The sequence below is a fragment of the Streptomyces sp. NPDC016562 genome (assembly GCF_043076955.1).
GTDB lineage: Bacteria > Actinomycetota > Actinomycetes > Streptomycetales > Streptomycetaceae > Streptomyces.
On sequence record NZ_JBIBRZ010000008.1, the window covers coordinates 193,242 to 219,368 of the forward strand.

A 26,127-nucleotide genomic window follows, 5' to 3' on the forward strand; every position below is an offset into this window, starting at 1 on the left:
TTGATGACTCCATCTGACCAAATCGGCGGCGCCGGGGCGTCAGTCCCCGGACGCAACTGCGCGTACGACCGTGGGATGACATGGAAAGGGCCCTTCTCCCCCGACCCGTAGGGGTCGACGAGGCGGAAGGGCCCGTTCCGAGGTCCGGGGCTAGCCGGCCCGGTGCACCACCGCGTCGCAGAGCTCCTCCAGCGCCGACTTCGCGAAGCACTCGGGCAGCGGTGCCAGCACGGCCCGCGCCTCCTGCGCGTACCGGATGGTGTCGCGGCGGGCCTGCTCCAGCGCCGGGTGCACCCGCAGCCGGGTCAGCACCTCGGCGTGCCGGGCGTCGTCCGTGAGGTCGCCGTCCAGGAGGCGTACGAGCTCCAGGTCGTCCGGGTCGCCGTCGCGGTCCGCGATCTCGCGCAGCCGCAGTACCGGCAGCGTCGGGATGCCCTCGCGCAGGTCGGTGCCCGGGGTCTTGCCGGACTCGTGGGCGTCGGAGGCGATGTCCAGGACGTCGTCGGCGAGCTGGAAGGCGGTGCCGAGCCGCTCGCCGTACTGGGTCAGGATGTCGACGACCGTCTCGTCGGCGCCGGACATCAGCGCGCCGAAGCGGCCGGAGACGGCGATCAGCGAGCCGGTCTTGCCGGCGATGACGTCGAGGTAGTGGGCGACCGGGTCGCGGCCGTCGCGCGGACCGGCCGTCTCCAGGATCTGGCCCGTCACCAGCCGCTCGAAGGCCTCGGCCTGGATGCGTACGGCCTCGGGTCCGAGGTCGGCCAGGATGTGCGAGGCGCGGGCGAACAGGAAGTCACCCGTGAGGACGGCCACCGAGTTGCCCCAGCGGGCGTTCGCGCTCTCCACCCCGCGGCGGACGTCTGCCTCGTCCATGACGTCGTCGTGGTAGAGCGTCGCCAGGTGCGTGAGCTCGACCACCACGGCGGACGGCACGATGCCGGGCGCGTACGGGTCCCCGAACCGGGACGCGAGCATCACCAGCAGGGGCCGGAAGCGCTTGCCTCCGGCCCGGACCAGGTGCTGCGCTGCCTCGGTGATGAAGGGGACTTCGCTCTTGGTGGCTTCCAGCAGACCCGCCTCGACGGCGGCCAGTCCGGCCTGGACATCGGTTTCAAGAGCCTGGTCCCGCACGCTCAGTCCGAACGGCCCGACGACGGTCACGAGGGGTACTCCTGTCTGCTGACGATCACGCTGACGATCACATGGATTGTCGATGTGTCGCTGCCATCACTCAAGCCAGCGTATCGGGTCTGTTTTCGATCACCGAGAGCGCCTTCCCGGCCACCACTCGCGCGGGGTCCGATATGCACCGGTATGTTCGTGAGGAGCCGAAACGACCGGAGCCTACGCCCTGTGAGGTTCGACGAGGTGGCCACCGCATGATCATCCGCACCGAGTTCCCGTATGAGACCAGCCGCGAGGATGTCCGGATCCCGCTCCCCGACGGGGTGGAGCTGTACGCACGCATCTGGCGCCCGGTGACGGACGAGCCGGTTCCGGCGCTGCTGGAGTACCTCCCGTACCGGCTCACCGACTGGACCGCGCCGCGCGACTGGCAGCGCCACCCCTGGTACGCGGGCCACGGCTACGCCTCGGTACGGGTGGACGTGCGCGGCCACGGGTGCAGCGGCGGCCGTCCCGGCGACGCGCACGACGCGCGCGAGCTGGCCGACGGGGTGGCGGTGGTGGAGTGGCTGGCGGCGCAGCCCTGGTGCACGGGGTCGGTGGGGATGTTCGGGATCTCGTGGGGCGGGTTCGACTCCCTCAAGATCGCCGCCCTGGCCCCCGAGCCCCTCAAGGCGGTCGTCACGGTCTGCTCGACCGACGACCGGTACGACAACGACGTCCACTACATGGGCGGCTCGCTGCTGGCCGTGGACATGCACGCCCGGGCGGCGACCATGCTGGCCTTCGCCTCCCGGCCGCCGGACCCGAAGTACGTCGGCGACGACTGGCGCGGGCAGTGGCTGGACCGGCTGGAATCGGTCGAACCACTGATCCACACCTGGCTGTCGCACCAGACCCGCGACGCCTACTGGCGCCACGGCGGCGTCCGGGAGGACTACGCGGCGATCGGCGCGGCCGTGCTCGCCGTCGGCGGCTGGCACGACCCCTACCGGGACACGGTGCTGCGGCTGGTCGAGCACCTGCCGCCGACGCGCGTACGGGGCCTGATCGGGCCCTGGTGCCACCAGTACCCGGACCGCGGGCTCCCGCCCGGCCCGGCGATCGGCTTCCTCCAGGAGACCCTGCGCTGGTGGGACCACTGGCTCAGGCCCGAGTCCGACGGCGCCCGGGGCGCGGGCGGCCCCGGGGTGATGGACGAGCCGCTGCTGCGCGCCTGGATCGGCGACTCGCACCCGCCGGCGACGGTGTACGAGGAGCTCCCCGGCCGCTGGGTCGCGGAGAAGGCCTGGCCCTCGCCGTCGGTGATCCCCGTCGCCTACCTCTTCTCCGGTCAGGTGGTGCCCGTCGTCTCGCCCCAGCACACCGGAATGGACGCGGGCCGGTTCCGCCCCTGCGGCAACGACGGCGACCTGCCGCCGGACCAGCGGGAGGAGGACGCCAAGTCGGCCTGCTTCGAGTTCCCCGTGGCGGGCGGGGAGCCGGTGGAGATCCTGGGCCGGCCGTCGGTGACCCTGCGGCTGCGCCTGGACGTGCCGTACGGGCAGGTCGTGGCCCGGCTCTGCGACATCGCCCCCGACGGCTCCTCGACCCTGGTCACGCGCGGCGCGCTGAACCTCTCCGCCCGCCGGGGCCGGGACCGGGCGCTGCCCTGGCCGGCGGGATCGTACGAGGACGTCACCTTCGAGCTGAACGGCATCGGGCACGCCTTCCGGCCCGGCCACCGGATCCGGCTCGCCGTGTCCTCGGCGTACTGGCCGTGGATCTGGCCGCGGGCCGGGTCGGAGGCCGGCTGGGCCCTGGACCCGGCGGGCAGCTCGCTGACGCTCCCGGTGCGGGCCGCGCCCGCCGCGCCCCCGTCCGCCTCCGACTCCGCCGCGCCCGCCTCCGCCGACGAGGGCATCGTCTTCGAGGCCCCGGAGCAGTCGGCGCCGCTGGGCGTCGCCCTCCCGGCCACGCTGGACGAGCCGCGCCCGGAACGGCTGGTCGTACGGGACGTCGCGCGCGGGACCTGGCGGCTGGAGGTGGACCCCCGGCACGGGGGCACCCGGGTGTACCCGGACGGCCTGGAGGTCAGCGAGGACGCCGAGGAGGTGTACGAGATCCAGGAGGCCGACGCGCTGTCGGCGCGCACGCGCTCGCACTGGCGGATCCGGCTCCACCGGCCCGACCTGGGCTGGGACGCGCGGGTGGAGACCCGGTCGGAGATCTCGTGCGACGAGGGCGGCTTCGTCACCTCGAACGAGGTGGTGTGCCGGGAGGGCGACGAGGTCCTCTTCCACCGCACGTGGGAACGCCGCCTGCCCCGCGCGGCGGTCTGAGCCGCCGGGGCGCGCGCCCCGGCGCGCCCGCGCCCCCTCGGAAGTCCGCGGAGCCCCCCGTAGCCGGCTCTCAGCCGTAGAGCCGCTCCAGGACCACCGCGATGCCGTCCGCCTCGTTGGACAGCGTCACCTCGTCGGCCACGGCGACCAGCTCGCGGTGGGCGTTGGCCATGGCCACCCCGTGCGCGGCCCAGGCGAACATCGGAATGTCGTTGGGCATGTCCCCGAACGCGATCGTCCCCTCGGCGGACGCCCCCAGGAACCGCGCCGCCAGCGCCAGCCCGCTGGCCTTGTCGATCCCCGGCGGCTGGAGCTCCACGGTGTGCTCCCCCGCCATCGTGACGTTGACCAGGTCGCCCACCACGGCCCGCGCGACGCGCGTCAGCTCGTCGTCGTCCAGCTCCGGATGCTGGAGCAGCACCTTGTTGATCGGCGAGACCCACAGGTCGCAGCGCCGGGGCACCGACACCGTCGGCAGGTGCGGGTGCCACATCCGGTAGCCGGGGGCTATCAGCATCTCGGCGTCCACGCCCTCCTGATTGACCGCCGCGTAGACCTCGCCGATCTCCGCCTCGATCTTGCCGAGGGCCACCTCGGCCAGCTCCCGGTCCATGGAGACGGAGTGCAGCAGGTGTCCGCGCGCCGCGTCGTACACCTGGGCGCCCTGCGCGCACACCGCGAGCCCCGTGTAGCCGAGCCCGTCCAGGACGTGTCGGACCTGGGGGACGGGGCGGCCGGTGACGATGATGTGCCGGGCGCCGGCCGCCCGGGCTTGCGCGAGCGCCGCGTAGGAACGGGCCGAGACGGTGTCTCCGGCACGCAGCAGAGTCCCGTCCAGGTCAGTGGCGATCAAGGCATAGGGAAGGGCCGGAAGCGGGGCGGAAGTCACGGCGCCAAGGATACGGACCCCGTTGGACAAGTCCTACAAATAGCGCCCGAATCCGGCCTCCCGCCGACACCACCAGCCACGTAACGTGTCAACAGCCCCCCGGGACACCCCCGGACCGCGTCGAAAGCGAGGCAGCACCCCATGCCCCAGCAGAGCCCCCTCGATGTTCCCGAGGGCGACCCGTTCGGGCCGCACAACCTCCCCTACGGCGTCTTCTCGACCGCCGCGGAGGACCGCCGCCGGATCGGTGTGCGCATCGGCGGGTACGTCCTCGACGCGGGCGCGGCCGCGGCCGCGCTCGGGTCCCCGTACGCCGGGCTGCTCGGGCAGTCCTCCCTCAACCCGCTCCTGGCCGCCGGGCGCACCGCCTGGCGCGACGTACGCCGCGCGCTGACGGCCTGGGTGACCGACCCCGGCCACCGCCCCGCCGTGGAGCCGCACCTGCTGGCGCTGGACGAGGTCACGCTGCACCTGCCCTACGAGGTCGCGGACTACGTCGACTTCTACGCGAGCGAGCACCACGCCACCAACGTCGGGCGGATGTTCCGCCCGGACGGCGACGCGCTGACCCCGAACTGGAAGCACCTACCCATCGGTTACCACGGCCGCTCCGGCACCATCGTGGTGTCCGGGACCGACGTCGTGCGTCCCTGCGGTCAGCGCAAGGCCCCCACCGACCCGGCGCCCGTCTTCGGCCCGTCCGTCAAGCTCGACATCGAGGCCGAGGTCGGCTTCGTCGTCGGCGTCCCGTCCGAGCTGGGCACCCCGGTGCCGCTGGGCGCCTTCGAGGACCACGTCTTCGGGCTGTTCCTGCTCAACGACTGGTCGGCCCGGGACATCCAGGCCTGGGAGTACGTGCCGCTCGGCCCCTTCCTCGGCAAGTCCTTCGCGACCTCCGTCTCGGCCTGGGTGACCCCGCTGGAGGCCCTGGACGCCGCCCGCGTCGCCCCGCCGGCCCGGGACTTCCCGCTCCTGCCCTACCTCGACGACGCCGCCCTCGACCGCCCCGGCGGCTTCGACCTGCACATCAGCGTCGCCATCAACGGGCAGGAGGTGGCGCAGCCGCCGTTCGCGACGATGTACTGGACCGCCGCCCAGCAGCTCGCGCACATGACCGTCAACGGCGCCTCCCTGCGCACGGGCGACGTCTACGGGTCGGGCACCGTCAGCGGCCCCGAGGCCGGCCAGCGCGGCTCGCTGCTGGAGCTGACCTGGAACGGCCGCGACGCCATCGAGCTCGCCGACGGCAAGCGCACCTTCCTGGAGGACGGGGACACCGTCACCCTCACCGCCTGGGCCCCCGGCCCGGACGGCACGCGCGTCGGCCTCGGCGAGGTCACCGGCCGCATCGCGGGCTCGCGCTAGGGGTTTCGTCTGGCGGCGGCGGCGCGGACCTCCCGCGTACGCCGCCGCCCGGGCGGTCCGAGGGGTGAACCCCCGTTTGGGGGCGCGCCGCGTGCACCGGCCGCCGGGCGCCGGGAAGGTGGACGAAAGCCCCCGAACCGCAGGAGTCCCGATGCCCGCCCGTATTCGCAAGGCTTCCCTGACCTGCGCGGTCGCCGCGTCGATCGGCCTGGCCGCCATCGCCCCCGCGCACGGCGTCGACGGCCCCGCGCCCGACCCGCGCGACCCCCGGGCCATGGCGGACATGGCGACGGCGATCCGGGTGACGGCCAAGTACGTGGACGAGCGGCAGGCGCTCAAGGACGGGTACGTCCCGCACGGCAAGGAGTGCATGACCAACCCGTTCGGGGTGGGTTCCATGGGCTACCACTACGTCAAGCAGTCCAACTGGGGCTCGATGGACCCGAGCAGGCCGACCGCGCTCCTCTACAGCAGCGAGAAGGACCGCAACGGCCGTCGCAAGCTGCAGACCGTGGAGTGGATGTCCACCGACCGCGACCAGGACCTGAAGACCACCGACGACCGGCCGAGCATGTTCGGCCTGCCCTTCGACGGCCCCATGCCCGGCCACTGGGCGGGCATGCCCAAGCACTACGACCTCCACCTGTGGGCGTACGAGAAGAACCCGGCCGGCCGCTTCCACAACTGGAACCCGTCCCTCAAGTGCGCCGGGCATATGACTCACCCGTAAGGGCGGCTTTCCGCGAGAACTCCGGCGATACGCTGAACGCACTCGCGAGACTCAAAGACGACAGCGGCCCGAGTAGCCCGTCAAGCATGGCTGAGGGCCCGGCCCCCCAAGGGGAGCCGGGCCCTCTGCCCTGTGCAGGGACGGTCAGCGGACGAAGGTGCTCGCCTGGCCCGCCAGGTCCAGGAAGTACTGCGGGGCCACGCCCAGGACCAGGGTGACCGCGACGCCGACCGCGATGGTCGTCATCGTCAGCGGCGAGGGGACGGCCACCGTCGGGCCGTCGGCCTTCGGCTCGCTGAAGAACATGAGGACGATCACCCGGATGTAGAAGAACGCGGCGATCGCAGACGAGAGGACACCGACCACGACCAGCGCCCCTGCGCCGCCCTCCGCCGCCGCCTTGAACACGGCGAACTTTCCGGCGAACCCGGACGTCAGCGGGATGCCGGCGAAGGCCAGCAGGAACACCGCGAAGACGGCCGCCGTCAGCGGCGAACGGCGCCCCAGACCGGCCCACTTCGACAGGTGCGTGGCCTCGCCGCCCGCGTCGCGCACCAGCGTGACCACCGCGAAGGCGCCGATCGTCACGAAGGAGTACGCACCCAGGTAGAAGAGGACGGACTTGACGCCCTCCTCCGAGGTCGCGATCACACCGGCCAGGATGAAGCCCGCGTGCGCGATCGAGGAGTAGGCCAGCAGCCGCTTGACGTCGGTCTGGGTCACGGCGATCACCGCACCGGCCAGCATGGTGACGATGGCCACGCCCCACATCACCGGCCGCCAGTCCCAGCGCAGGCCCGGCAGGACCACGTACAGCAGCCGCAGGAGGGCGCCGAAGGCGGCCACCTTCGTCGCGGCCGCCATGAAGCCCGTCACCGGGGTCGGGGCGCCCTGGTAGACGTCCGGGGTCCACATGTGGAAGGGGACCGCGCCGACCTTGAAGAGCAGGCCCATCAGGATCAGCGCGCCGCCGATCAGCAGCAGCGCGTCATTGCCCATGGTGGAGGCGAGCGCCGGGTCGATCTTGGTGACCGTGCCGTCGACCACGTCGGCGATCGCCGCGTACGAGACCGAGCCCGCGTACCCGTAGAGCAGCGCGATGCCGAAGAGGAGGAAGGCGGAGGAGAAGGCGCCCAGCAGGAAGTACTTCACCGCGGCCTCCTGCGACATCAGCCGCTGGCGGCGGGCGACGGCGCAGAGCAGGTAGAGCGGGAGGGAGAAGACCTCCAGCGCGATGAACAGCGTCAGCAGGTCGTTGGCCGCCGGGAAGATCAGCATGCCGGCGACCGCGAACAGGGCCAGCGGGAAGACCTCGGTGGTGGCGAAGCCCGCCTTGACGGCCGCCTTCTCGCTGTCGCTGCCCGGTACCGACGCCGCCTGCGCGGCGAAGGAGTCCACCCGGTTGCCGTGGGCGGCCGGGTCGAGCCGCCGCTCGGCGAAGGTGAAGACCGCGACGACGGAGGCCAGCAGGATGGTGCCCTGCAGGAACAGCGCCGGGCCGTCCACGGCGATGGCGCCCATCGCCGCGATGTGCGCCTTGGTGCTCGCGTATCCGCCGGCGGCGAGGCCGACGACCGCCGCGAAGGCCGAGGCCAGCGCGGCTACGGCGAGGAACACCTGTACGTAGTAACGGGACTTGCGGGGCACGAAGGCCTCGACGAGGATCCCGATGACCGCCGCGCCCACCACGATCAGCGTGGGTGCGAGCTGCGCGTACTCGATGGTCGGTGCCGGGATCCGGTCGACCGGTCCGTCGGCCGCCAGCGTCCACAGGCTGTGGGCGGAAGTCGATGCGCTCACTTCGCCGCCTCCCCGTTCTTGGCTTCGACGGCGACCTCGGGCTTGGGGTCCGTCTGCTTCACGTCCGACATGGTGTGCTCCACCGCCGGGTTGACGACGTCGGTGAGCACCTTCGGGTAGACGCCCAGCCCGATCAGAAGCGCGATCAGCGGGGCGACCACCAGCAGCTCCCGCAGGCGCAGGTCCGGCATGGTGCGGACCTCCTCCTTGACGGGGCCGGTCATCGTGCGCTGGTAGAGCACCAGCGTGTAGAGCGCGGCGAGCACGATGCCGATGGTGGCGATGACGCCGGCGACCGGGTACCGGGCGAAGGTGCCGACCAGGACCAGGAACTCACTGACGAAGGGCGCGAGGCCCGGCAGCGAGAGGGTGGCGAGGCCGCCGATCAGGAAGGTGCCGGCGAGGACGGGGGCGACCTTCTGGACGCCGCCGTAGTCGGCGATGAGCCGCGAGCCGCGCCGCGAGATCAGGAAGCCGGCGACCAGCATCAGCGCCGCCGTCGAGATCCCGTGGTTGACCATGTAGAGCGTCGCGCCCGACTGGCCCTGGGAGGTCATCGCGAAGATGCCCAGGATGATGAAGCCGAAGTGCGAGATGGAGGCGTACGCCACCAGCCGCTTGATGTCGCGCTGCCCGACCGCGACCAGTGCGCCGTAGACGATGCTGATCAGGGCCAGGACGAGGATCACCGGCGTGGCCCATTTGCTGGCCTCCGGGAAGAGCCCGAGGCAGAAGCGGAGCATCGCGAAGGTGCCGACCTTGTCGACGACCGCGGTGATCAGCACGGCGACCGGTGCGGTCGCCTCGCCCATCGCGTTCGGCAGCCAGGTGTGCAGCGGCCACAGCGGGGCCTTCACCGCGAAGGCGAAGAAGAACCCGAGGAACAGCAGCCGCTCCGTGTTGGTCGCCATGTCGAGCGTGCCCGCGGCGCGGGCGGCGGTGATCTCCTGGAGCGAGAAGTTCCCGGCGACCACATACAGCCCGATGACCGCGGCCAGCATGATCAGGCCGCCGGCCAGGTTGTAGAGGAGGAACTTGACCGCCGCGTACGAGCGCTGCGCGGCCGCGTTCTCGTCGGAGCCGGAGTGGGCCCGGTCCCCGAAGCCGCCGATGAGGAAGTACATCGGGATGAGCATGGCTTCGAAGAAGATGTAGAAGACGAAGACGTCGGTGGCCTCGAAGGAGATGATCACCATCGCCTCGACCAGCAGGATCAGGGCGAAGAAGCCCTGCGTCGGCCGCCACCGGGACGAAGAAGTCTCCAGCGGGTCCGCGTCGTGCCAGCCGGCCGCGATCACGAAGGGGATCAGCAGCGCGGTGAGCGCGATCAGCGCCACCCCGATGCCGTCCACGCCCAGTTCGTAGCGGACGCCGAAGTCGGCGATCCAGGGGCGGGATTCGGTGAGCTGGTAGCGGTCGCCGCCGGGCTCGAACCGGACCGCGACGAGCACGGCCAGGGCCAGTGTCGCCAGCGAGAAGAGCAGCGCGAGCCACTTGGCGGCGGTCCTGCGGGCGGCCGGGACGGCCGCCGTCAGGACCGCGCCGACCGCGGGCACCGCGGCCGTCACCGTCAGAAGCGGGAAACTCATTTCACACCGCCCTCATCAGCAGGGTCGCGGCGATGAGGATCGCCGTCCCCCCGAACATCGAGACCGCGTAGCTGCGGGCGTAGCCGTTCTGCAGCTTGCGCAGCCGGCCCGAGAGCCCGCCGACCGAGGCGGCCGTCCCGTTGACCACCCCGTCGACCAGGCTGTGGTCGACGTACACGAGCGAGCGGGTCAGGTGCTCGCCGCCGCGCACCAGCACGACGTGGTTGAAGTCGTCCTGGAGCAGGTCCCGTCGGGCCGCCCGGGTGATCCAGCTGCCGCGCGGGGCGACGACGGGGACGGGACGCCGGCCGTACATGGCCCAGGCGACGGCGACGCCGATCACGAGGACCACCATCGTGGCCAGCGTGACCGTCATGGCGCTGACCGGCGGGTGGCCGTGCGCGTGCCCGGTGACGGGCTCCAGCCACTTCAGGAACCGGTCGCCGACCCCGAACAGGCCGCCGGCGAAGACCGATCCGAAAGCCAGCACGATCATCGGGACGGTCATGGACTTCGGGGACTCGTGCGGATGCGGCATCTCCCCGGCCCGGTGCTCGGCGGCCGGTTCGGCGCTGGGCACCGCGTCCGCGTCGGGGGCGGGCTGCCAGCGCTTCTCGCCGAAGAAGGTGAGGAGCATGACGCGGGTCATGTAGAAGGCGGTGATGGCCGCGCCCAGCAGGGCCACCGATCCCAGGATCCAGCCCTCGGTGCCGCCCTTCGCGAAGGCCGCCTCGATGATCCGGTCCTTGGAGAAGAAGCCCGACAGGCCCGGGAAGCCGATGATGGCCAGGTATCCCAGGCCGAAGGTCACGAAGGTGACGGGCATGTACGTGCGCAGGCCGCCGTACTTGCGCATGTCGACCTCGTCGTTCATCCCGTGCATCACGGAACCCGCGCCGAGGAAGAGGCCGGCCTTGAAGAAGCCGTGGGTGACCAGGTGCATGATCGCGAAGACGTAGCCGATCGGACCGAGGCCCGCGGCGAGGATCATGTAGCCGATCTGCGACATCGTCGAGCCCGCCAGGGCCTTCTTGATGTCGTCCTTCGCGCAACCGACGATCGCACCGAAGAGGAGCGTGACCGCGCCCACGACGGTGACCGCGAGCTGCGCGTCCGGCGCCCCGTTGAAGAGGGCGCCCGAGCGGACGATCAGGTACACACCGGCCGTCACCATGGTCGCCGCGTGGATCAGGGCCGAGACCGGAGTCGGGCCCTCCATCGCGTCACCGAGCCAGGACTGCAGCGGGACCTGCGCGGACTTGCCGCACGCGGCCAGCAGCAGCATCAGGCCGATCGCCGTCAGCTTGCCCTCGGAGGTCTCGCCCGCGGCGCCGAGCACCGGCCCGAAGGCGAAGGTGCCGAAGGTGGTGAACATCAGCATGATCGCGATCGACAGGCCCATGTCACCGACCCGGTTGACCAGGAAGGCCTTCTTCGCGGCGGTGGCCGCGCTGGGCTTGTGCTGCCAGAAGCCGATCAGGAGGTACGAGGCGAGGCCCACGCCCTCCCAGCCGAAGTACAGCAGCAGGTAGTTGTCGGCGAGGACCAGCAGCAGCATGGCCGCGACGAACAGGTTCAGGTAGCCGAAGAAGCGGCGGCGGCGCTCGTCGTGCTCCATGTACCCGATCGAGTACACGTGGATGAGCGTGCCCACCCCGGAGATCAGCAGGACGAAGGTCATCGACAGCTGGTCGAGCTGGAAGGCGATGTCCGCCTGGAAGCCCCCCACGGGCACCCAGCTGAACAGCCGCTGGTGCAGGGCCCGGTCCTCGGCGCCGCGCCCGAGCATGTCGGCGAACAGCACGGCGCCGATCCCGAAGGAGACGGCCGCGAGCAGGGTGCCGATCCAGTGGCCGGACTTGTCGAGGCGCCGGCCGCCGCACAGCAGCACCGCCGCTCCGAGCAAGGGCGCTGCCACCAGCAGCGCAATCAGATTTTCCACTGTGAGCGCCCCTTACAGCTTCATCAGGCTGGCGTCGTCGACCGAGGCCGAGTGGCGGGTACGGAACAGCGACACGATGATCGCCAGGCCGACCACGACCTCCGCGGCGGCGACGACCATCGTGAAGAACGCGATGATCTGACCGTCGAGGTTGCCGTGCATCCGGGAGAAGGCGACGAAGGCGAGGTTGCAGGCGTTGAGCATCAGCTCGACGCACATGAACAGCACGATCGCGTTCCTGCGGATCAGCACCCCGGCGGCGCCGATGGTGAACAGCAGGGCCGCCAGGTACAGGTAGTTGACCGGGTTCACTTCGTGGCCTCCTCATGCGCGTCACGGCCGAGGCGCTCCGAGGAGCGCTGTTCCAGCGCCTTGAGGTCGGAGAGCGCCTCGCCGGAGACGTCCCGGATCTGGCCGCGGGCGCGCAGCGTCTGGCTGACCGTGAGCTCGGACGGGGTGCCGTCCGGGAGCAGGCCGGGGACGTCCACCGCGTTGTGCCGGGCGTAGACGCCGGGCGCCGGAAGCGGCGGGAGCTGCACGCCCTCGCGTACGCGCCGCTCGGCCAGCTCGCGCTGGGTGGCGGCCCGTTCGGTGCGCTCGCGGTGCGTGAGCACCATCGCGCCGACGGCCGCGGTGATGAGCAGCGCGCCGGTGATCTCGAAGGCGAAGACGTACTTGGTGAAGATCAGCTGGGCCAGACCCTCCACGTGTCCGGCGGAGTTGACCCGGCCGAGCCCGTTGAAGTGGTCGAGCCTGGCGTTGCCGATGCCGGCGATCAGCAGGATGCCGAAGCCGAGCCCGCACAGGACGGCGAGCCAGCGCTGCCCCTTGATGGTCTCCTTCAGGGAGTCGGCGGCGGTGACGCCGACGAGCATGACCACGAAGAGGAAGAGCATCATGATCGCGCCGGTATAGACGATGACCTGGACGACGCCCAGGAAGTAGGCACCGTTCGCGAGGTAGAAGACCGCCAGGATGATCATCGTCCCGGCCAGGCTGAGGGCGCTGTGCACGGCCTTCTTCATCAGGATCGTGGACAGGGCGCCGATGACGGCGACCGTGCCGAGGACCCAGAACTGCACGGCCTCGCCGGTGGAGGTGAGCGAGGTGGAGGCCGCGGCGAGCGAAGCGCTCATCGTCCGATCACCTCCTGCGCGGCGGGCTCGTCCGGCCCGGAGTCCGAGGCCGCCTCCTGCGGGGCCGCCGTGTCGGTGGGGACCTGGCGGACCGTGCCGGGGGCGGCCGCGGTCACCAGACCTCGGTAGTAGTCCGTGTCGTCCATGCCGGGGAAGATCGAGTGCGGTGCCTCGACCATGCCCTCGGTGAGACCCGCGAGCAGCTGCTCCTTGGTGTAGATGAGCGATTCACGGCTGGAGTCGGCCAGTTCGAACTCGTTCGTCATGGTCAGCGCCCGCGTCGGGCACGCCTCCACGCACAGCCCGCACAGGATGCAGCGGGCGTAGTTGATCTGGTAGACCCGGCCGTACCGCTCGCCCGGGGAGTAGCGCTCCTCCTCCGTGTTGTCCGCGCCCTCCACGTAGATGGCGTCGGCGGGACAGGCCCAGGCGCACAGTTCGCACCCGATGCACTTCTCCAGACCGTCCGGGTGCCGGTTGAGCTGGTGGCGTCCGTGGAAGCGCGGAGCGGTCGTCTTGTGCTGCTCCGGGTACTGCTCGGTGAGGCGCTTCTTGAACATGGCCTTGAAGGTCACGCCGAAGCCCGCCACCGGGTTCTGCCACGTGTCGCTCTGGTCAGCGTCAGACATTCTCAGCACCCTCCTCTCGGTCACTGTCAGTATTCGTCCCGCCACTGACAATCAGCTCCCGCTCACTGCGAGGCCGCCTGCGCGGTACGGGTGCCAGGTGCTGGCCGGGCTTGGGCGGTACGGGGAATCCGCCCGCCAGCGGGTCGAAGGGCTCGGTGTCCCGCACGGCCTCCGCGGCCGCCGCCTTCTCCCGCTTGTCGCGGAAGAGGTCCGCGACGAAGGACAGCAGCAGGATCGCCACGACGGCGCCGCCGACGTAGAGGACGATCTCGCTGAAGTCGTACCGCTCGTTGCGCAGCGCCCGCACGGTGGCCACCAGCATCAGCCAGACCACGGAGACCGGGATCAGGACCTTCCAGCCGAGCTTCATCAGCTGGTCGTAGCGCACGCGCGGGAGCGTGCCGCGCAGCCAGATGAAGAAGAACAGGAGCAGCTGCACCTTGAGGACGAACCAGAGCATCGGCCACCAGCCGTGGTTCGCGCCCTCCCAGTAGGTGGAGATCGGCGCCGGGGCCCGCCAGCCGCCCAGGAAGAGGGTGACGGAGACCGCCGAGACGGTGACCATGTTGACGTACTCGGCGAGCATGAACAGCGCGAACTTGATGGACGAGTACTCGGTGTTGAAGCCGCCGACCAGGTCGCCCTCGGACTCCGGCATGTCGAAGGGGGCGCGGTTCGTCTCGCCGACCATCGTGACGACGTAGATGATGAAGGAGACCGGCAGCAGGATGATGTACCAGCGGTCGGCCTGGGCCTCCACGATCGCCGAGGTCGACATCGACCCGGAGTAGAGGAAGACCGAGGCGAAGGCCGCGCCCATCGCGATCTCGTAGGAGATCATCTGCGCGCAGGAGCGCAGTCCGCCCAGGAGCGGGTAGGTGGAGCCGGAGGACCAGCCCGCCAGGACGATGCCGTAGATGCCGACCGAGGCCACCGCGAGGACGTAGAGCATCGCGATGGGCAGGTCGGTCAGCTGCATCGTGGTGCGCTGGCCGAAGATGGAGACCTCGTTGCCCGAGGGGCCGAAGGGGATCACCGCGATGGCCATGAAGGCCGGGATCGCCGCGATGATCGGGGCCAGGACGTAGACGACCTTGTCGGCCCGCTTGACGATGACGTCTTCCTTGAGCATCAGCTTCACGCCGTCGGCGAGCGACTGGAGCATGCCCCAGGGGCCGTGCCGGTTCGGGCCGATGCGCAACTGCATCCAGGCGACGACCTTGCGCTCCCAGACGATGGAGAAGAGCACCGTCACCATCAGGAAGGCGAAGCAGAACACCGCCTTGACGACGACGAGCCACCAGACGTCCCGCCCGAACAGGGACAGGTCCTCGGCGGCCAGCTGTACCGCGTTCACGCGCCCACCTCCGCAGTGGTGCCGTCGGCGCCGGCCGGGGTCGCCGGGCCGATGCGTACGAGGGTGCCCGGGCGGGCGCCCGTGTCGGCGAGCACTCCGCCGCCCACCGAGTTCAGGGGGAGCCAGACCACCCGGTCGGGCATCTGCGTGATCCGCAGCGGCAGTTCCACCGAGCCGGCCGGTCCGGTGACCGCGAGGACGTCGCCGTCCTTGACGCCCGTCTCGGCGGCCGTCGCGGCCGACAGTCGGGCGCTCGCCTCGTGCCGGGTCCCGGCCAGGGCGTCGTCGCCGTCCTGGAGCCTGCCCTGGTCGAGCAGGAGCCGGTGGCCGGCGAGGACCGCCTCGCCCAGACCCGGGCGGGGCAGCGGCGCGGTGTCCGCGGACTGTTCGGCGGCCCGCTCCCCGGCCCACGTGCCGAGCCCGTCGAGCTCCCGGCGTACGGCGTGTACGTCGGGCAGCGCAATCGGCCGGTCGGCGGTGTCGGCCAGCATGTGCAGCACGCGGGCGTCGGCCGGGGCGAGCCGGCGGGTCATCTGGTCGGGCTTGAGCGCGGCCTCGAACGGCCGGACCCTGCCCTCCCAGTTGATGAACGCGCCCGCCTTCTCCGCGACCGCGGCGACCGGCAGGACCACGTCCGCGTGGTCGGTGACCTCGCTCGGCCGCAGTTCCAGCGACACCACGAAGGCCTCCTGGAGGGCGACCCGCGCACGGGCCGGATCCGGCAGGTCCGCGACCTCCACGCCGGCGACCAGCAGGGCGGACAGCTCCCGGGTGGCGGCCGCTTCGACGATCTGGCCGGTGTCCCGGCCGTAGCGGTGCGGCAGTTCGTCCAGGCCCCAGGCGGCGGCGACCTCGTCGCGCGCCCGCGGGTCGGTGGCCGGGCGGCCGCCGGGCAGCAGGGACGGCAGCGCGCCCGCCTCGACGGCGGCCCGCTCCCCGGCCCGGCGCGGGATCCATACGAGCGCGGCCCCGGTCGCGGCGGCGGCCCGTACGGCGGCGGTCAGCGCGCCGGGCACCCCGGCGAGCCGTTCGCCTACGACGATGACGGCGCCGGGCAGGCGCAGCGCCTCGGCGGCCTGTTCGCCTCCGGCCTCCAGGCCGATCCGGGTGGCCAGGGCGTCCAGCCACTCCGGTTCGGTGCCGGGGGCGGCGGCCAGCAGCGTGCCGCCCGCCTTCTCCAGGCCGCGCGTCGCGAAGGGGGCGAGGGCGAAGGTCCGCTGCTTGTGCTTGCGGTGGGCCTTGCGCAGGCGCAGGAAGACGCCGGGGGCCTCCTCCTCCGCCTCGATGCCGGCCAGCAGGACGGCCGGCGCCGCCTCCAGCGAGGTGTACGTGACCCCCGCGCCGTCGAGGTCCTTGCCGGTGCCGGCCACGGTGGCGGCCAGGAACTCGGCCTCCTCCGCGCTGTGCACGCGGGCCCGGAAGTCGATGTCGTTGGTGTCCAGCACCACCCGCGCGAACTTGGCGTACGCGTAGGCGTCCTCGACGGTGAGCCGGCCGCCGGTGAGCACCCCGGCCCGGCCGCGCGCCGTGGCGAGCCCGCGGGCCGCGGCCTCCAGCGCCTCCGGCCAGCTGGCGGGGGCGAGGACCCCGTCGGCGCCGCGCACCAGCGGGGTGGTGAGCCGGTCGGGGCGCTGCGCGTAGCGGAACGCGAACCGGCCCTTGTCGCAGAGCCACTCCTCGTTGACCTCGGGGTCCTCCGCGGCGAGGCGTCGCAGCACCTTGCCGCGGCGGTGGTCGGTCCGGGTCGCGCAGCCGCCCGCGCAGTGCTCGCACACGCTCGGGGAGGAGACGAGGTCGAAGGGGCGGGAGCGGAACCGGTAGGCGGCCGAGGTCAGCGCGCCGACGGGGCAGATCTGGATGGTGTTGCCGGAGAAGTACGACTCGAAGGGGTCGCCCTCGCCGGTGCCGACCTGCTGGAGCGCTCCGCGTTCCAGCAGCTCGATCATCGGGTCGCCGGCGATCTCGTTGGAGAAGCGGGTGCAGCGGGCGCAGAGCACGCACCGCTCGCGGTCCAGGAGCACCTGGGTGGAGATCGGGACGGGCTTCTCGTAGGTGCGCTTCATGCCTTCGAAACGCGATTCGGCGTTGCCGTGCGACATCGCCTGGTTCTGCAGCGGGCACTCGCCGCCCTTGTCGCAGACCGGGCAGTCCAGCGGGTGGTTGATGAGCAGCAGCTCCATCACCCCGCGCTGGGCCTTGTCGGCGACCGCCGACGTCAGCTGGGTCTTGACGACCATGCCGTCGGTGCAGGTGATGGTGCAGGAGGCCATCGGCTTGCGCTGGCCCTCGACCTCGACGATGCACTGGCGGCAGGCGCCGGCCGGGGAGAGGAGGGGGTGGTCGCAGAACCGGGGGATCTCGATGCCGAGCTGTTCGGCGGCCCGGATGACGAGCGTGCCCTTGGGCACCGAGAGCTCGGCCCCGTCGATGGTCAGCGTGACCAGATCGGCGGGCGGTACGGCGGGCCCTCCGCCACCGGCGGGAGCGTTACTGGTGACGGTCATGCGTTCACCTCCGTGTCAGCCCAGAGGGTCGACTTCCTGGGGTCGAAGGGGCAGCCCCTGCCCGTGATGTGCTGCTCGTACTCCTCGCGGAAGTACTTGAGCGAGGAGAAGATCGGGCTGGCCGCGCCGTCGCCGAGCGCGCAGAAGGACTTGCCGTTGATGTTGTCGGCGATGTCGTTCAGCTTGTCGAGGTCGGACATGACGCCCTTGCCGGCCTCGATGTCGCGGAGCAACTGGACCAGCCAGTACGTGCCTTCGCGGCAGGGGGTGCACTTGCCGCAGGACTCGTGGGCGTAGAACTCGGTCCACCGGGTGACGGCCCGCACCACGCAGGTCGTCTCGTCGAAGCACTGGAGCGCCTTGGTGCCGAGCATCGAGCCGGCCGCGCCCACGCCCTCGTAGTCGAGCGGGACGTCGAGGTGCTCGTCGGTGAACATCGGGGTGGAGGAGCCGCCCGGGGTCCAGAACTTGAGCCGGTGCCCGGGCCGCATCCCGCCGCTCATGTCGAGGAGCTGGCGCAGGGTGATGCCGAGCGGGGCCTCGTACTGGCCGGGGCCGGCGACGTGTCCGGAGAGCGAGTACAGCGTGAAGCCGGGGGACTTCTCGGTCCCCATCGCCTTGAACCAGTCCTTGCCCTTGTTCAGGATCGCGGGAACCGAGGCGATGGACTCCACGTTGTTCACGACAGTGGGGCACGCGTAGAGCCCCTCGACGGCAGGGAAGGGAGGACGCAGCCGGGGCTGACCGCGCCGGCCTTCGAGGGAGTCGAGCAGCGCCGTCTCCTCGCCGCAGATGTACGCGCCCGCCCCCGCGTGCACCGTGATGTCGAGGTCGAGCCCGCTCCCGAGGATGTCCTTGCCGAGGTAACCGGCCTCGTACGCCTCGCGCACCGCCTCGTGCAGGCGCCGCAGGACCGGCACGACCTCGCCGCGCAGGTAGATGAAGGCGTGCTGCGAGCGGATCGCGTAGCAGGCGATGATCATTCCCTCGATGAGGGAGTGCGGGTTGGCGAAGAGGAGGGGGATGTCCTTGCAGGTTCCCGGCTCCGACTCGTCCGCGTTCACGACGAGGTAGTGCGGCTTGCCGTCGCCCTGCGGGATGAACTGCCACTTCATGCCGGTGGGGAAGCCCGCGCCGCCGCGTCCGCGCAGGCCCGAGTCCTTCACGTAGGCGATGAGGTCGTCCGGGGTCATCGCGAGGGCCTTGCGCAGGCCCTCGTAGCCCTCGTGGCGCCGGTAGGTCTCCAGCGTCCACGACTGCGGCTCGTCCCAGAAGGCCGACAGGACGGGTGCCAGGAGCTTCTCCGGGCTCGCGCCTCCCCCTGCCTCCGGCCGGGAGGTGCCCTCATGGCTTTCCTTGGATGACACGGTCATCACTCCCCTCCCTCGGTGGTGGCCTCGCCACGCGGGTGGACGATCGGGGTGTGCGGCGATTCGCCGCGGGCGATGCGCAGCCCGATCAGGGAGGCGGCGCCGGCGCCGCCGCTCGCCGCGACCGCGCCCTCGCGCTCGTCCGGGAAACCGGCCAGGATCCTGGCGGTCTCCTTGTAGGTGCACAGCGGCGCGCCCCGGCTCGGCGTGACCTCGCGGCCGGCGAGCAGGTCGTCCACCATGGCCTTGGCGGACTCGGGGGTCTGGTTGTCGAAGAACTCCCAGTTGACCATCACCACGGGGGCGTAGTCGCAGGCCGCGTTGCACTCGATGTGTTCGAGGGTGACCTTGCCGTCGGGCGTGGTCTCGTTGTTGCCGACCCCGAGGTGCTCCTTGAGCTCCTCGAAGATGGCGTCGCCGCCCATGACCGCGCACAGCGTGTTCGTGCAGACGCCGACCTGGTACTCGCCCGAGGGCTTGCGCCGGTACATCGTGTAGAAGGTCGCCACCGCCGTCACCTCGGCGGTGGTCAGGCCCAGCACCTCGGCGCAGAAGCGGACGCCGGTGCGCGAGACGTAGCCCTCCTCGGACTGGCACAGGTGCAGCAGCGGCAGCAGTGCGGAGCGGCTGTCGGGGTAGCGGGCGATGACGTCCTTGGCGTCCGCTTCGAGGCGCTCGCGTACCTCCGCCGGGAAGTCCGGGGCGGGCAGCTGGGGCATACCCAGCGAGATCTCTGTCATCGGTCGACGCCTCCCATCACGGGGTCGATGGAGGCGACGGCGACGATGACGTCGGCGACCTGGCCGCCCTCGCACATCGCCGCCATGGCCTGCAGGTTGGTGAAGGACGGGTCGCGGAAGTGGACCCGGTAGGGGCGGGTCCCGCCGTCGGAGACCACGTGGACGCCCAGCTCGCCCTTGGGCGACTCCACGGCCGCGTACGCCTGTCCGGCCGGGACCCGGAAACCCTCGGTCACCAGCTTGAAGTGGTGGATGAGGGCCTCCATCGAGGTGCCCATGATGTTCCTGATGTGGTCGAGCGAGTTGCCGAGGCCGTCCGGGCCCATCGCCAGCTGCGCGGGCCAGGCGATCTTCTTGTCGGCGACCATCACCGGGCCCGGCTCCAGCCGCTCCAGGCACTGCTCGACGATCCGCAGCGACTGGCGCATCTCCTCCAGGCGGATCAGGAACCGCCCGTAGGAGTCGCAGGTCTCGGTGGTCGGCACGTCGAACTCGTAGGTCTCGTAGCCGCAGTACGGGTCCGACTTGCGCAGGTCGTGCGGCAGGCCGGCGGAGCGCAGGATCGGGCCGGTGGCGCCGAGCGCCATGGCACCGGTCAGGTCGAGGTAGCCGACGTCCTGCATGCGGGCCTTGAAGATGGGGTTGCCGGTGGCGAGCTTGTCGTACTCCGGCAGGTTCTTCTTCATGGTCTTGACGAAGTCGCGCAGCTGGTCGACGGCGCCCGGGGGCAGGTCCTGCGCGAGGCCGCCGGGGCGGACGAACGCATGGTTCATGCGAAGCCCGGTGATCAGCTCGAAGATGTCGAGGATCAGCTCGCGGTCGCGGAAGCCGTAGATCATGATCGTGGTCGCGCCCAGCTCCATGCCGCCGGTGGCGATGCACACCAGGTGGGAGGAGAGCCGGTTGAGCTCCATCAGCAGGACGCGGATGACGGTGGCGCGGTCCGGGATCTGGTCGGTGATGCCGAGCAGCTTCTCGACGCCGAGGCAGTACGCCGTCTCGTTGAAGAACGGCGTCAGGTAATCCATGCGCGTCACGAAGGTGGTGCCCTGCGTCCAGTTCCGGAATTCGAGGTTCTTCTCGATGCCGGTGTGCAGGTAGCCGATGCCGCAGCGGGCTTCGGTGACCGTCTCGCCGTCGATCTCCAGGATCAGGCGCAGCACTCCGTGGGTGGAGGGGTGCTGCGGGCCCATGTTGACGACGATCCGCTCGTCGTCGGCCTTGGCCGCGGACTGGACGACCTCGTCCCAGTCGCCGCCGGTGACGGTGTAGACGAGGCCTTCGGTCGTCTCGCGCGAGGAGGCGGGGGAGGCCGGGGAGGCGTGGTTTGACGTGGACATCAGCTGTACGACCTCCGCTGGTCGGGAGCCGGGATCTGGGCGCCCTTGTACTCGACGGCGATGCCGCCGAGCGGGTAGTCCTTGCGCTGCGGGAAGCCCTGCCAGTCGTCCGGCATCATGATCCGGGTGAGGGCCGGGTGCCCGTCGAAGATCAGGCCGAAGAAGTCGTACGTCTCGCGCTCGTGCCAGTCGTTGGTCGGGTAGACGGAGACGAGCGAGGGGACGTGCGGGTCGCTGTCCGGGACGGACACCTCCAGCCGCAGGATCCGGCCGTGGGTGAGCGAGCGCAGGTGGTAGACGGCGTGCAGCTCGCGGCCCTTGTCCCCGGGGTAGTGCACCCCCGAGACGCCGGTGCACAGCTCGAAGCGCAGGGCCGGGTCGTCGCGCAGGGTGGCGGCCACGCGGACGAGGTGCTCGCGGGCGATGTGGAAGGTGAGCTCGCCGCGGTCGACGACCGTCTTCTCGATGGCGTTCTCGGGCAGCAGGTCCTGCTCCTCCAGGGCGCCTTCGAGTTCGTCGGCCACCTCGTCGAAATAGGAGCCGTACGGGCGGACGGCCGGGCCGGGCAGGCGTACGGAGCGCACGAGGCCGCCGTAGCCGGAGGTGTCGCCGCCGTTGCGGGCGCCGAACATGCCGCGCTGGACGCGGATCTCCTCGCCGTGGTCCCCGCGCTGGCCGGGGAGGTTCTCGCGGCTGAGTTCCTTGTCGGGGTTGGGTTCGCGGGTCTCACTCACCGGAGCAGCCCCTTCATCTCGATGATGGGGAGGGCCTTGAGGGCCGCCTCCTCCGCCTCACGGGCCGCTTCTTCCCGGTTCACGCCGAGCTTGGAGCCCTGGATCTTCTGGTGGAGCTTGAGGATCGCGTCCATCAGCATCTCGGGGCGCGGCGGGCAGCCGGGCAGGTAGATGTCCACGGGGACGATGTGGTCCACGCCCTGGACGATCGCGTAGTTGTTGAACATTCCGCCCGAAGATGCACAAACCCCCATGGAGATCACCCACTTGGGAGCGGGCATCTGGTCGTACACCTGCCGCAGTACGGGCGCCATCTTCTGGCTGACCCGGCCGGCCACGATCATCAGGTCGGCCTGGCGCGGGGAGCCGCGGAAGACCTCCATGCCGAAGCGGGCCAGGTCGTACCGGCCCGCTCCGGTGGTCATCATCTCGATGGCGCAGCAGGCGAGGCCGAAGGTCGCCGGGAAGACGGATGACTTGCGCACCCAGCCCGCGGCCTGTTCGACGGTGGTCAGCAGAAAGCCGCTCGGCAGCTTCTCTTCCAGTCCCATGGAAAATTCAGCCCCTCAGTCCCATTCCAGGCCGCCGCGGCGCCACACGTAGGCGTAGGCGACGAAGACGGTGAGCACGAAGAGCAGCATCTCGACGAGCCCGAAGATCCCCAGGGAGTCGAAGGTGACGGCCCAGGGGTAGAGGAAGACAACCTCGATGTCGAAGACGATGAAGAGCATCGCCGTCAGGTAGTACTTGATGGGGAAGCGGCCGCCGCCGGCCGGCGTGGGAGTCGGCTCGATGCCGCACTCGTACGCCTCAAGCTTCGCCCGGTTGTACCGTTTTGGGCCGATCAGCGTGGCCATGACCACGGAGAAGATCGCAAACCCTGCGCCGAGGGCGCCGAGCACGAGGATGGGCGCGTACGCATTCACGCTCCTCGCTCCTTCCAGTCGTCCTTGACCGTTGGACCGCTGCCGGCGCCGAGTGCCCCGCCTCGCCAAGATCGCGCCGCGATCGCGCTGCGATCGAGCGCTTGCATGTGAGGCAGTTCACAAGCCGGACTGCTGCGCATCTTATGCCCGCGCGTCTGTGATCTGCGACACGGGTTACAACACAGAGTTTGTGATCTCCACCACCTGACGAACGATCATGAACTCCGATGAGTGGTGATCTTCATACGCGAAGCATCCACATGATCACCAAAGGTGACATCCGGCCCCGTTACCGCAGGTAGAAGGCGGGAGTGCTTTATCAAAGATGGCCTTTACATGCAAATTGGCGAGACGGGCCGCTGGGGTGATAAAGGGATCGGCGTCGCCCGGTCGGGGGGCCCGCGCGTACGGAGGTGGACGCGGGGTACGCGGGGCGGGGCGGCGGCTCCGGGCGCGTGCATCCGTTCACGAGGGGCGCGGCAAGATCGCGGCGGGGTGGAGGGGCGGCCCGCGGCGGGGTGGCGGGACCGCGGGCGGCGGCAGGAATCCGAGCGAGAACTTCACGGCAGGCACTCGGCCGGTTCACAGGAAGGTCACGGCCGGCCCACAACGTCCGCATCATGTGACGCTCCTGTGACCTGCGCCACTCTGAATGGCCGCTTCCGAAAGGGGGCTTGGCCATCTGTGCGGCGGGATGGTAGGTCAAGGATCAATTCGGACTTATTAGAGAAACCCCATGATCACAGCCCTGCAGGGCCCTGTCCGTTTCGCCCGTTACGGCGTCAATAAAGGCTGAGACGCACCCGGTTATCGGCCTTCGCGCGCAACTGTGGCGCAAGCCACGTTTCTTGAAGGGAACCCTGGCGCCCTGATAGCGGTTGTCCTCATGTCCCACACCGCTCACATACCCAGCCACCGGAAGCCCCGCCGCAGCGCCTCGAAGCTCGCGGTCCGCGCCGGAGTTGCCGGTGGCGTCCTCAGCACCCTGGCCATGGCCGGCACCGCGAGCGCGTCCCCCGCCGAGCCCGTGGCCGAGACGACGCTCGAAATGCCGGTCCTGAACCTGGACCTGGGCGCCGAGGTCTCCTCCGCCGTCACGCAGGCCGCCGAGAACACCCGCCTCGCGGCCGTCGAGGGCGAACTGAACGCCCAGGAGGAGAGCGCCCGTACCGGCGCCGCCGCCGAGGCGAAGCAGGCCAAGGAAGAGGCCCAGAAGAAGGCCGACGAGGAGAAGACGGCCAAGGACGAGGCGGACCGCAAGGCCGAGGCCGAGCGCGCCACCCGCAGTGCCGAGCGCACCAAGCTCCAGAGCGCCTCCGGTTCGGACTCCGGCTCCACCGCCCAGGGCTCCGGAACCGTCACCGCCCCGGCCACCGGCTCCGCCGCCGCCATCGTCAACTTCGCCCGCGCGCAGGTCGGTAAGGCGTACGTTTCGGGCGGAACCGGTCCGAACTCCTTCGACTGCTCCGGTCTCGTCCAGGCCGCCTACCGTCAGGCCGGCATCTCCCTGCCGCGCATGTCCCAGGCGCAGTCCTCGTCCGGCACCGCGGTCTCGCTCAGCGCGCTGCAGCCCGGCGACATCCTGTACTGGGGTGCCCGCGGCAGCGCGTACCACGTCGCCATCTACGTCGGCGGCGGCAAGTTCGTCGGCGCGCAGAACTCCAGCACCGGCATCGTCGAGCGCAGCCTCAGCTACGACAAGCCGACGGGCGCCGTCCGCGTCCTCTGAGTCGTCTGAGACCTCTGGGTCGTCCGCACGTGCCGAAGGGCCGGTACTCCCCCGCTCGGGGGTGGAGTACCGGCCCTTCGGCGTGCCCGCGCGCCTGACCGTCCGCCTGACCGCCTAGTGGGCGGCCCGTACCGGACCGGGCGCCACCCTGCGAAGATGGGGGCCGTGGCTCGATGTGATCGTTCGACCCTGGAGGTGGTGGTTCCGTGACGCCGATGCCCAAGTCGTACGAGGACCACGGCGCCGACGACCCCACCGCGGCCCCGGCCGCGCTCGGGCTCACCCTGCTCGCCGTCGGCGGCTGGCTGCTGACCACCGCCCGCCCCTGGCAGAAACCGGGGCACCCCCTCACCCTGGGCCTCGGCTGGACCGCCTCGGGCGCACTGCTCCTCTGCGGCCTGGTCCTGCTGGCCCACTGCGTGCGCGCCGTACACGGCGACACCGCCCCGGACACGGACACCGCCACCCACACCGACGGCTGAAACACACGCCGCCCGGCCGGGGCCGAAACTGGCCGAGCGCCACGAGCCGGGCCGCTCGACGGTCCGAGGAGCGGCCCGGGGTGGGATCGTCAGGCCCGGGGGGCCACCTTCGACAGGCCGTTGATGATGCGGTCCATCGCGTCGCCGCCCGTCGGGTCGGTCAGGTTGGCCAGCATCTTCAGCGTGAACCGCATCAGCACCGGGTGCGTCAGGCCGCGCTGCGTGGCGACCTTCATGACCTTCGGGTTGCCGATCAGCTTCACGAAGGCGCGGCCCAGCGTGTAGTAGCCGCCGTAGGTCTCCTTGAGGACCTTCGGGTAGTTGTGCAGGGCCAGCTCGCGCTGCGCCGGGGTGGCCCGGGCGTGCGCCTGCACGATGACGTCGGCCGCGATCTGGCCCGACTCCATGGCGTACGCGATGCCCTCGCCGTTGAACGGGTTGACGAGGCCGCCCGCGTCACCGACCAGCAGCAGGCCCTTGGTGTAGTGCGGCTGCCGGTTGAAGGCCATCGGCAGGGCCGCGCCACGGATCGGCTGGGTCATGTTCTCAGGGGTGTAGCCCCAGTCCTCCGGCATGGACGCGCACCAGGCCTTGAGGACCTCGCGCCAGTCCAGCTCCTTGAAGGCGGAGGAGGAATTGAGGATGCCGAGGCCGACGTTGGACGTGCCGTCGCCCATGCCGAAGATCCAGCCGTAGCCGGGCAGCAGCCGGTCCTGCGCGCCGCGCCGGTCCCACAGCTCCAGCCAGGACTCCAGGTAGTCGTCGTCGTGGCGGGGCGAGGTGAAGTACGTGCGCACGGCCACGCCCATCGGGCGGTCCTCGCGGCGGTGCAGGCCCATCGCCAGGGAGAGGCGCGAGGAGTTGCCGTCGGCGGCCACGACGAGGGGGGCGTGGAAGGTGACCGGGGTCTTCTCCTCGCCCAGCTTCGCCTGCACGCCCGTGATGTGGCCGGTGCGCGGGTCGCGTACGGGCTCGCCGACGTTGCAGCGCTCGTAGAGGCGGGCGCCGGCCTTCTGCGCCTGGCGGGCCAGGGTCTCGTCGAAGTCGTCGCGCTTGCGGACCAGTCCGTAGTCCGGGAAGGAGGCGAGTTCCGGCCAGTCCAGCTGGAGCCGCTGCCCGCCGCCGATGATGCGCAGGCCCTTGTTCCGCAGCCAGCCGGCCTCTTCGGAGATGTCGATGCCCATCGCGACCAGCTGCTTGGTGGCGCGCGGGGTCAGGCCGTCGCCGCACACCTTCTCGCGCGGGAACGCCGTCTTCTCCAGCAGCAGGACGTCCAATCCGGCCTTGGCGAGGTAGTAGGCGGTGGTCGAGCCGGCGGGCCCGGCCCCGACGACGATCACGTCCGCGGTGTGTTCGGAGAGGAGCTCGGTCACTGCGGGGTCTCCCGAAGGCTCGATAAAGGGTGCCCAACGGCACCGG

At 70.8% G+C, this 26,127-nt stretch carries 22 protein-coding genes; 5 read left to right on the top strand and 17 right to left on the bottom strand.

All coding sequences use genetic code 11. The features are described from left to right. Window positions 1–150: 150 nt before the first annotated feature. Window positions 151–1,161 carry a polyprenyl synthetase family protein gene (locus tag ACF059_RS28145; RefSeq protein ID WP_392062282.1) on the bottom strand — a complete coding sequence of 337 codons (1,011 nt, stop codon included), beginning with the start codon at window positions 1,159–1,161 and terminating at the stop codon, window positions 151–153. A 218-nt stretch (window positions 1,162–1,379) separates the two neighbouring features. Here ACF059_RS28145 and ACF059_RS28150 point away from each other — a divergent pair, with 218 nt between their 5' ends. Next, complete coding sequence (locus ACF059_RS28150) at window positions 1,380–3,446, top strand: CocE/NonD family hydrolase (protein WP_392062285.1); 2,067 nt, start codon at window positions 1,380–1,382, stop codon at window positions 3,444–3,446. Window positions 3,447–3,516: 70 nt separating this feature from the next. On the opposite strand, the gene ACF059_RS28155 is transcribed toward ACF059_RS28150, so the two are convergent. Continuing rightward, entirely contained in the window at window positions 3,517–4,335 is an 819-nt protein-coding gene (locus tag ACF059_RS28155; protein ID WP_392062287.1) for an HAD family hydrolase, read from the bottom strand. Between the two features lie 141 nt (window positions 4,336–4,476). Here ACF059_RS28155 and fahA point away from each other — a divergent pair, with 141 nt between their 5' ends. Together fahA and ACF059_RS28165 are read left to right on the top strand one after the other, a co-directional pair. Then, complete coding sequence (gene fahA / locus ACF059_RS28160; protein ID WP_360890808.1) at window positions 4,477–5,700, top strand: fumarylacetoacetase; 1,224 nt, start codon at window positions 4,477–4,479, stop codon at window positions 5,698–5,700. A gap of 151 nt (window positions 5,701–5,851) precedes the next feature. Beyond that, window positions 5,852–6,430 (top strand): hypothetical protein, encoded by a 579-nt coding sequence (locus ACF059_RS28165; protein WP_392062290.1) that lies wholly within the window; start codon window positions 5,852–5,854, stop codon window positions 6,428–6,430. A gap of 144 nt (window positions 6,431–6,574) precedes the next feature. Here ACF059_RS28165 and nuoN read toward each other — a convergent pair whose 3' ends face one another. The 14 genes from nuoN to ACF059_RS28235 are packed head-to-tail and all read right to left on the bottom strand — an operon-like array spanning window position 6,575 to window position 22,497. Next, on the bottom strand, window positions 6,575–8,230 hold the full coding sequence (gene nuoN / locus ACF059_RS28170) for an NADH-quinone oxidoreductase subunit NuoN (RefSeq protein ID WP_392062292.1): 1,656 nt from the start codon (window positions 8,228–8,230) through the stop codon (window positions 6,575–6,577). Next, complete coding sequence (locus ACF059_RS28175) at window positions 8,227–9,819, bottom strand: NADH-quinone oxidoreductase subunit M (RefSeq protein ID WP_392062295.1); 1,593 nt, start codon at window positions 9,817–9,819, stop codon at window positions 8,227–8,229. The genes nuoN and ACF059_RS28175 overlap by 4 nt, the downstream gene beginning before the upstream one ends. A gap of 1 nt (window position 9,820) precedes the next feature. Further along, window positions 9,821–11,761 carry an NADH-quinone oxidoreductase subunit L gene (nuoL, locus tag ACF059_RS28180; RefSeq protein WP_392062298.1) on the bottom strand — a complete coding sequence of 647 codons (1,941 nt, stop codon included), beginning with the start codon at window positions 11,759–11,761 and terminating at the stop codon, window positions 9,821–9,823. Window positions 11,762–11,773: 12 nt separating this feature from the next. Further along, window positions 11,774–12,073 carry an NADH-quinone oxidoreductase subunit NuoK gene (nuoK, locus tag ACF059_RS28185; protein WP_045946785.1) on the bottom strand — a complete coding sequence of 100 codons (300 nt, stop codon included), beginning with the start codon at window positions 12,071–12,073 and terminating at the stop codon, window positions 11,774–11,776. After that, window positions 12,070–12,897 carry an NADH-quinone oxidoreductase subunit J gene (locus ACF059_RS28190; RefSeq protein ID WP_392062306.1) on the bottom strand — a complete coding sequence of 276 codons (828 nt, stop codon included), beginning with the start codon at window positions 12,895–12,897 and terminating at the stop codon, window positions 12,070–12,072. Before ACF059_RS28190 ends, nuoK begins: the two co-directional genes overlap by 4 nt. Beyond that, a complete protein-coding gene (gene nuoI, locus ACF059_RS28195; RefSeq protein WP_392062309.1) occupies window positions 12,894–13,526 on the bottom strand; it encodes an NADH-quinone oxidoreductase subunit NuoI in 633 nt (210 codons plus the stop codon). The genes ACF059_RS28190 and nuoI overlap by 4 nt, the downstream gene beginning before the upstream one ends. Beyond that, window positions 13,519–14,883 carry an NADH-quinone oxidoreductase subunit NuoH gene (gene nuoH / locus ACF059_RS28200; protein ID WP_392062312.1) on the bottom strand — a complete coding sequence of 455 codons (1,365 nt, stop codon included), beginning with the start codon at window positions 14,881–14,883 and terminating at the stop codon, window positions 13,519–13,521. The genes nuoI and nuoH overlap by 8 nt, the downstream gene beginning before the upstream one ends. Beyond that, on the bottom strand, window positions 14,880–17,387 hold the full coding sequence (locus ACF059_RS28205) for an NADH-quinone oxidoreductase subunit G (protein WP_392062315.1): 2,508 nt from the start codon (window positions 17,385–17,387) through the stop codon (window positions 14,880–14,882). Before ACF059_RS28205 ends, nuoH begins: the two co-directional genes overlap by 4 nt. Beyond that, entirely contained in the window at window positions 17,384–18,760 is a 1,377-nt protein-coding gene (nuoF, locus tag ACF059_RS28210; protein WP_361941323.1) for an NADH-quinone oxidoreductase subunit NuoF, read from the bottom strand. Before nuoF ends, ACF059_RS28205 begins: the two co-directional genes overlap by 4 nt. After that, window positions 18,760–19,497: an NADH-quinone oxidoreductase subunit NuoE gene (gene nuoE / locus ACF059_RS28215; protein WP_366865924.1), complete on the bottom strand. Its 738-nt coding sequence runs from the start codon at window positions 19,495–19,497 to the stop codon at window positions 18,760–18,762. The genes nuoF and nuoE overlap by 1 nt, the downstream gene beginning before the upstream one ends. Then, window positions 19,494–20,837: an NADH-quinone oxidoreductase subunit D gene (locus ACF059_RS28220; protein ID WP_360890770.1), complete on the bottom strand. Its 1,344-nt coding sequence runs from the start codon at window positions 20,835–20,837 to the stop codon at window positions 19,494–19,496. Before ACF059_RS28220 ends, nuoE begins: the two co-directional genes overlap by 4 nt. Continuing rightward, window positions 20,837–21,571, bottom strand: coding sequence for an NADH-quinone oxidoreductase subunit C (locus tag ACF059_RS28225; protein ID WP_366865925.1), 735 nt, complete (start codon window positions 21,569–21,571; stop codon window positions 20,837–20,839). The genes ACF059_RS28220 and ACF059_RS28225 overlap by 1 nt, the downstream gene beginning before the upstream one ends. After that, the gene (locus ACF059_RS28230) at window positions 21,568–22,122 is read right to left on the bottom strand and encodes an NADH-quinone oxidoreductase subunit B family protein (protein WP_030010012.1); all 555 of its coding nucleotides are present in this window, start codon (window positions 22,120–22,122) and stop codon (window positions 21,568–21,570) included. The genes ACF059_RS28225 and ACF059_RS28230 overlap by 4 nt, the downstream gene beginning before the upstream one ends. A 15-nt stretch (window positions 22,123–22,137) precedes the next feature. After that, window positions 22,138–22,497: an NADH-quinone oxidoreductase subunit A gene (locus ACF059_RS28235; RefSeq protein ID WP_030028256.1), complete on the bottom strand. Its 360-nt coding sequence runs from the start codon at window positions 22,495–22,497 to the stop codon at window positions 22,138–22,140. Window positions 22,498–23,383: 886 nt separating this feature from the next. Between ACF059_RS28235 and ACF059_RS28240 the strand changes: the two genes are divergently transcribed. Then, window positions 23,384–24,226, top strand: coding sequence for a C40 family peptidase (locus ACF059_RS28240; protein ID WP_392062320.1), 843 nt, complete (start codon window positions 23,384–23,386; stop codon window positions 24,224–24,226). Between the two features lie 206 nt (window positions 24,227–24,432). Then, entirely contained in the window at window positions 24,433–24,708 is a 276-nt protein-coding gene (locus tag ACF059_RS28245) for a hypothetical protein (RefSeq protein WP_392062324.1), read from the top strand. Between the two features lie 89 nt (window positions 24,709–24,797). Here ACF059_RS28245 and ACF059_RS28250 read toward each other — a convergent pair whose 3' ends face one another. After that, window positions 24,798–26,081: a geranylgeranyl reductase family protein gene (locus ACF059_RS28250; RefSeq protein WP_360890759.1), complete on the bottom strand. Its 1,284-nt coding sequence runs from the start codon at window positions 26,079–26,081 to the stop codon at window positions 24,798–24,800. Between the last annotated feature and the right edge of the window lie 46 nt (window positions 26,082–26,127).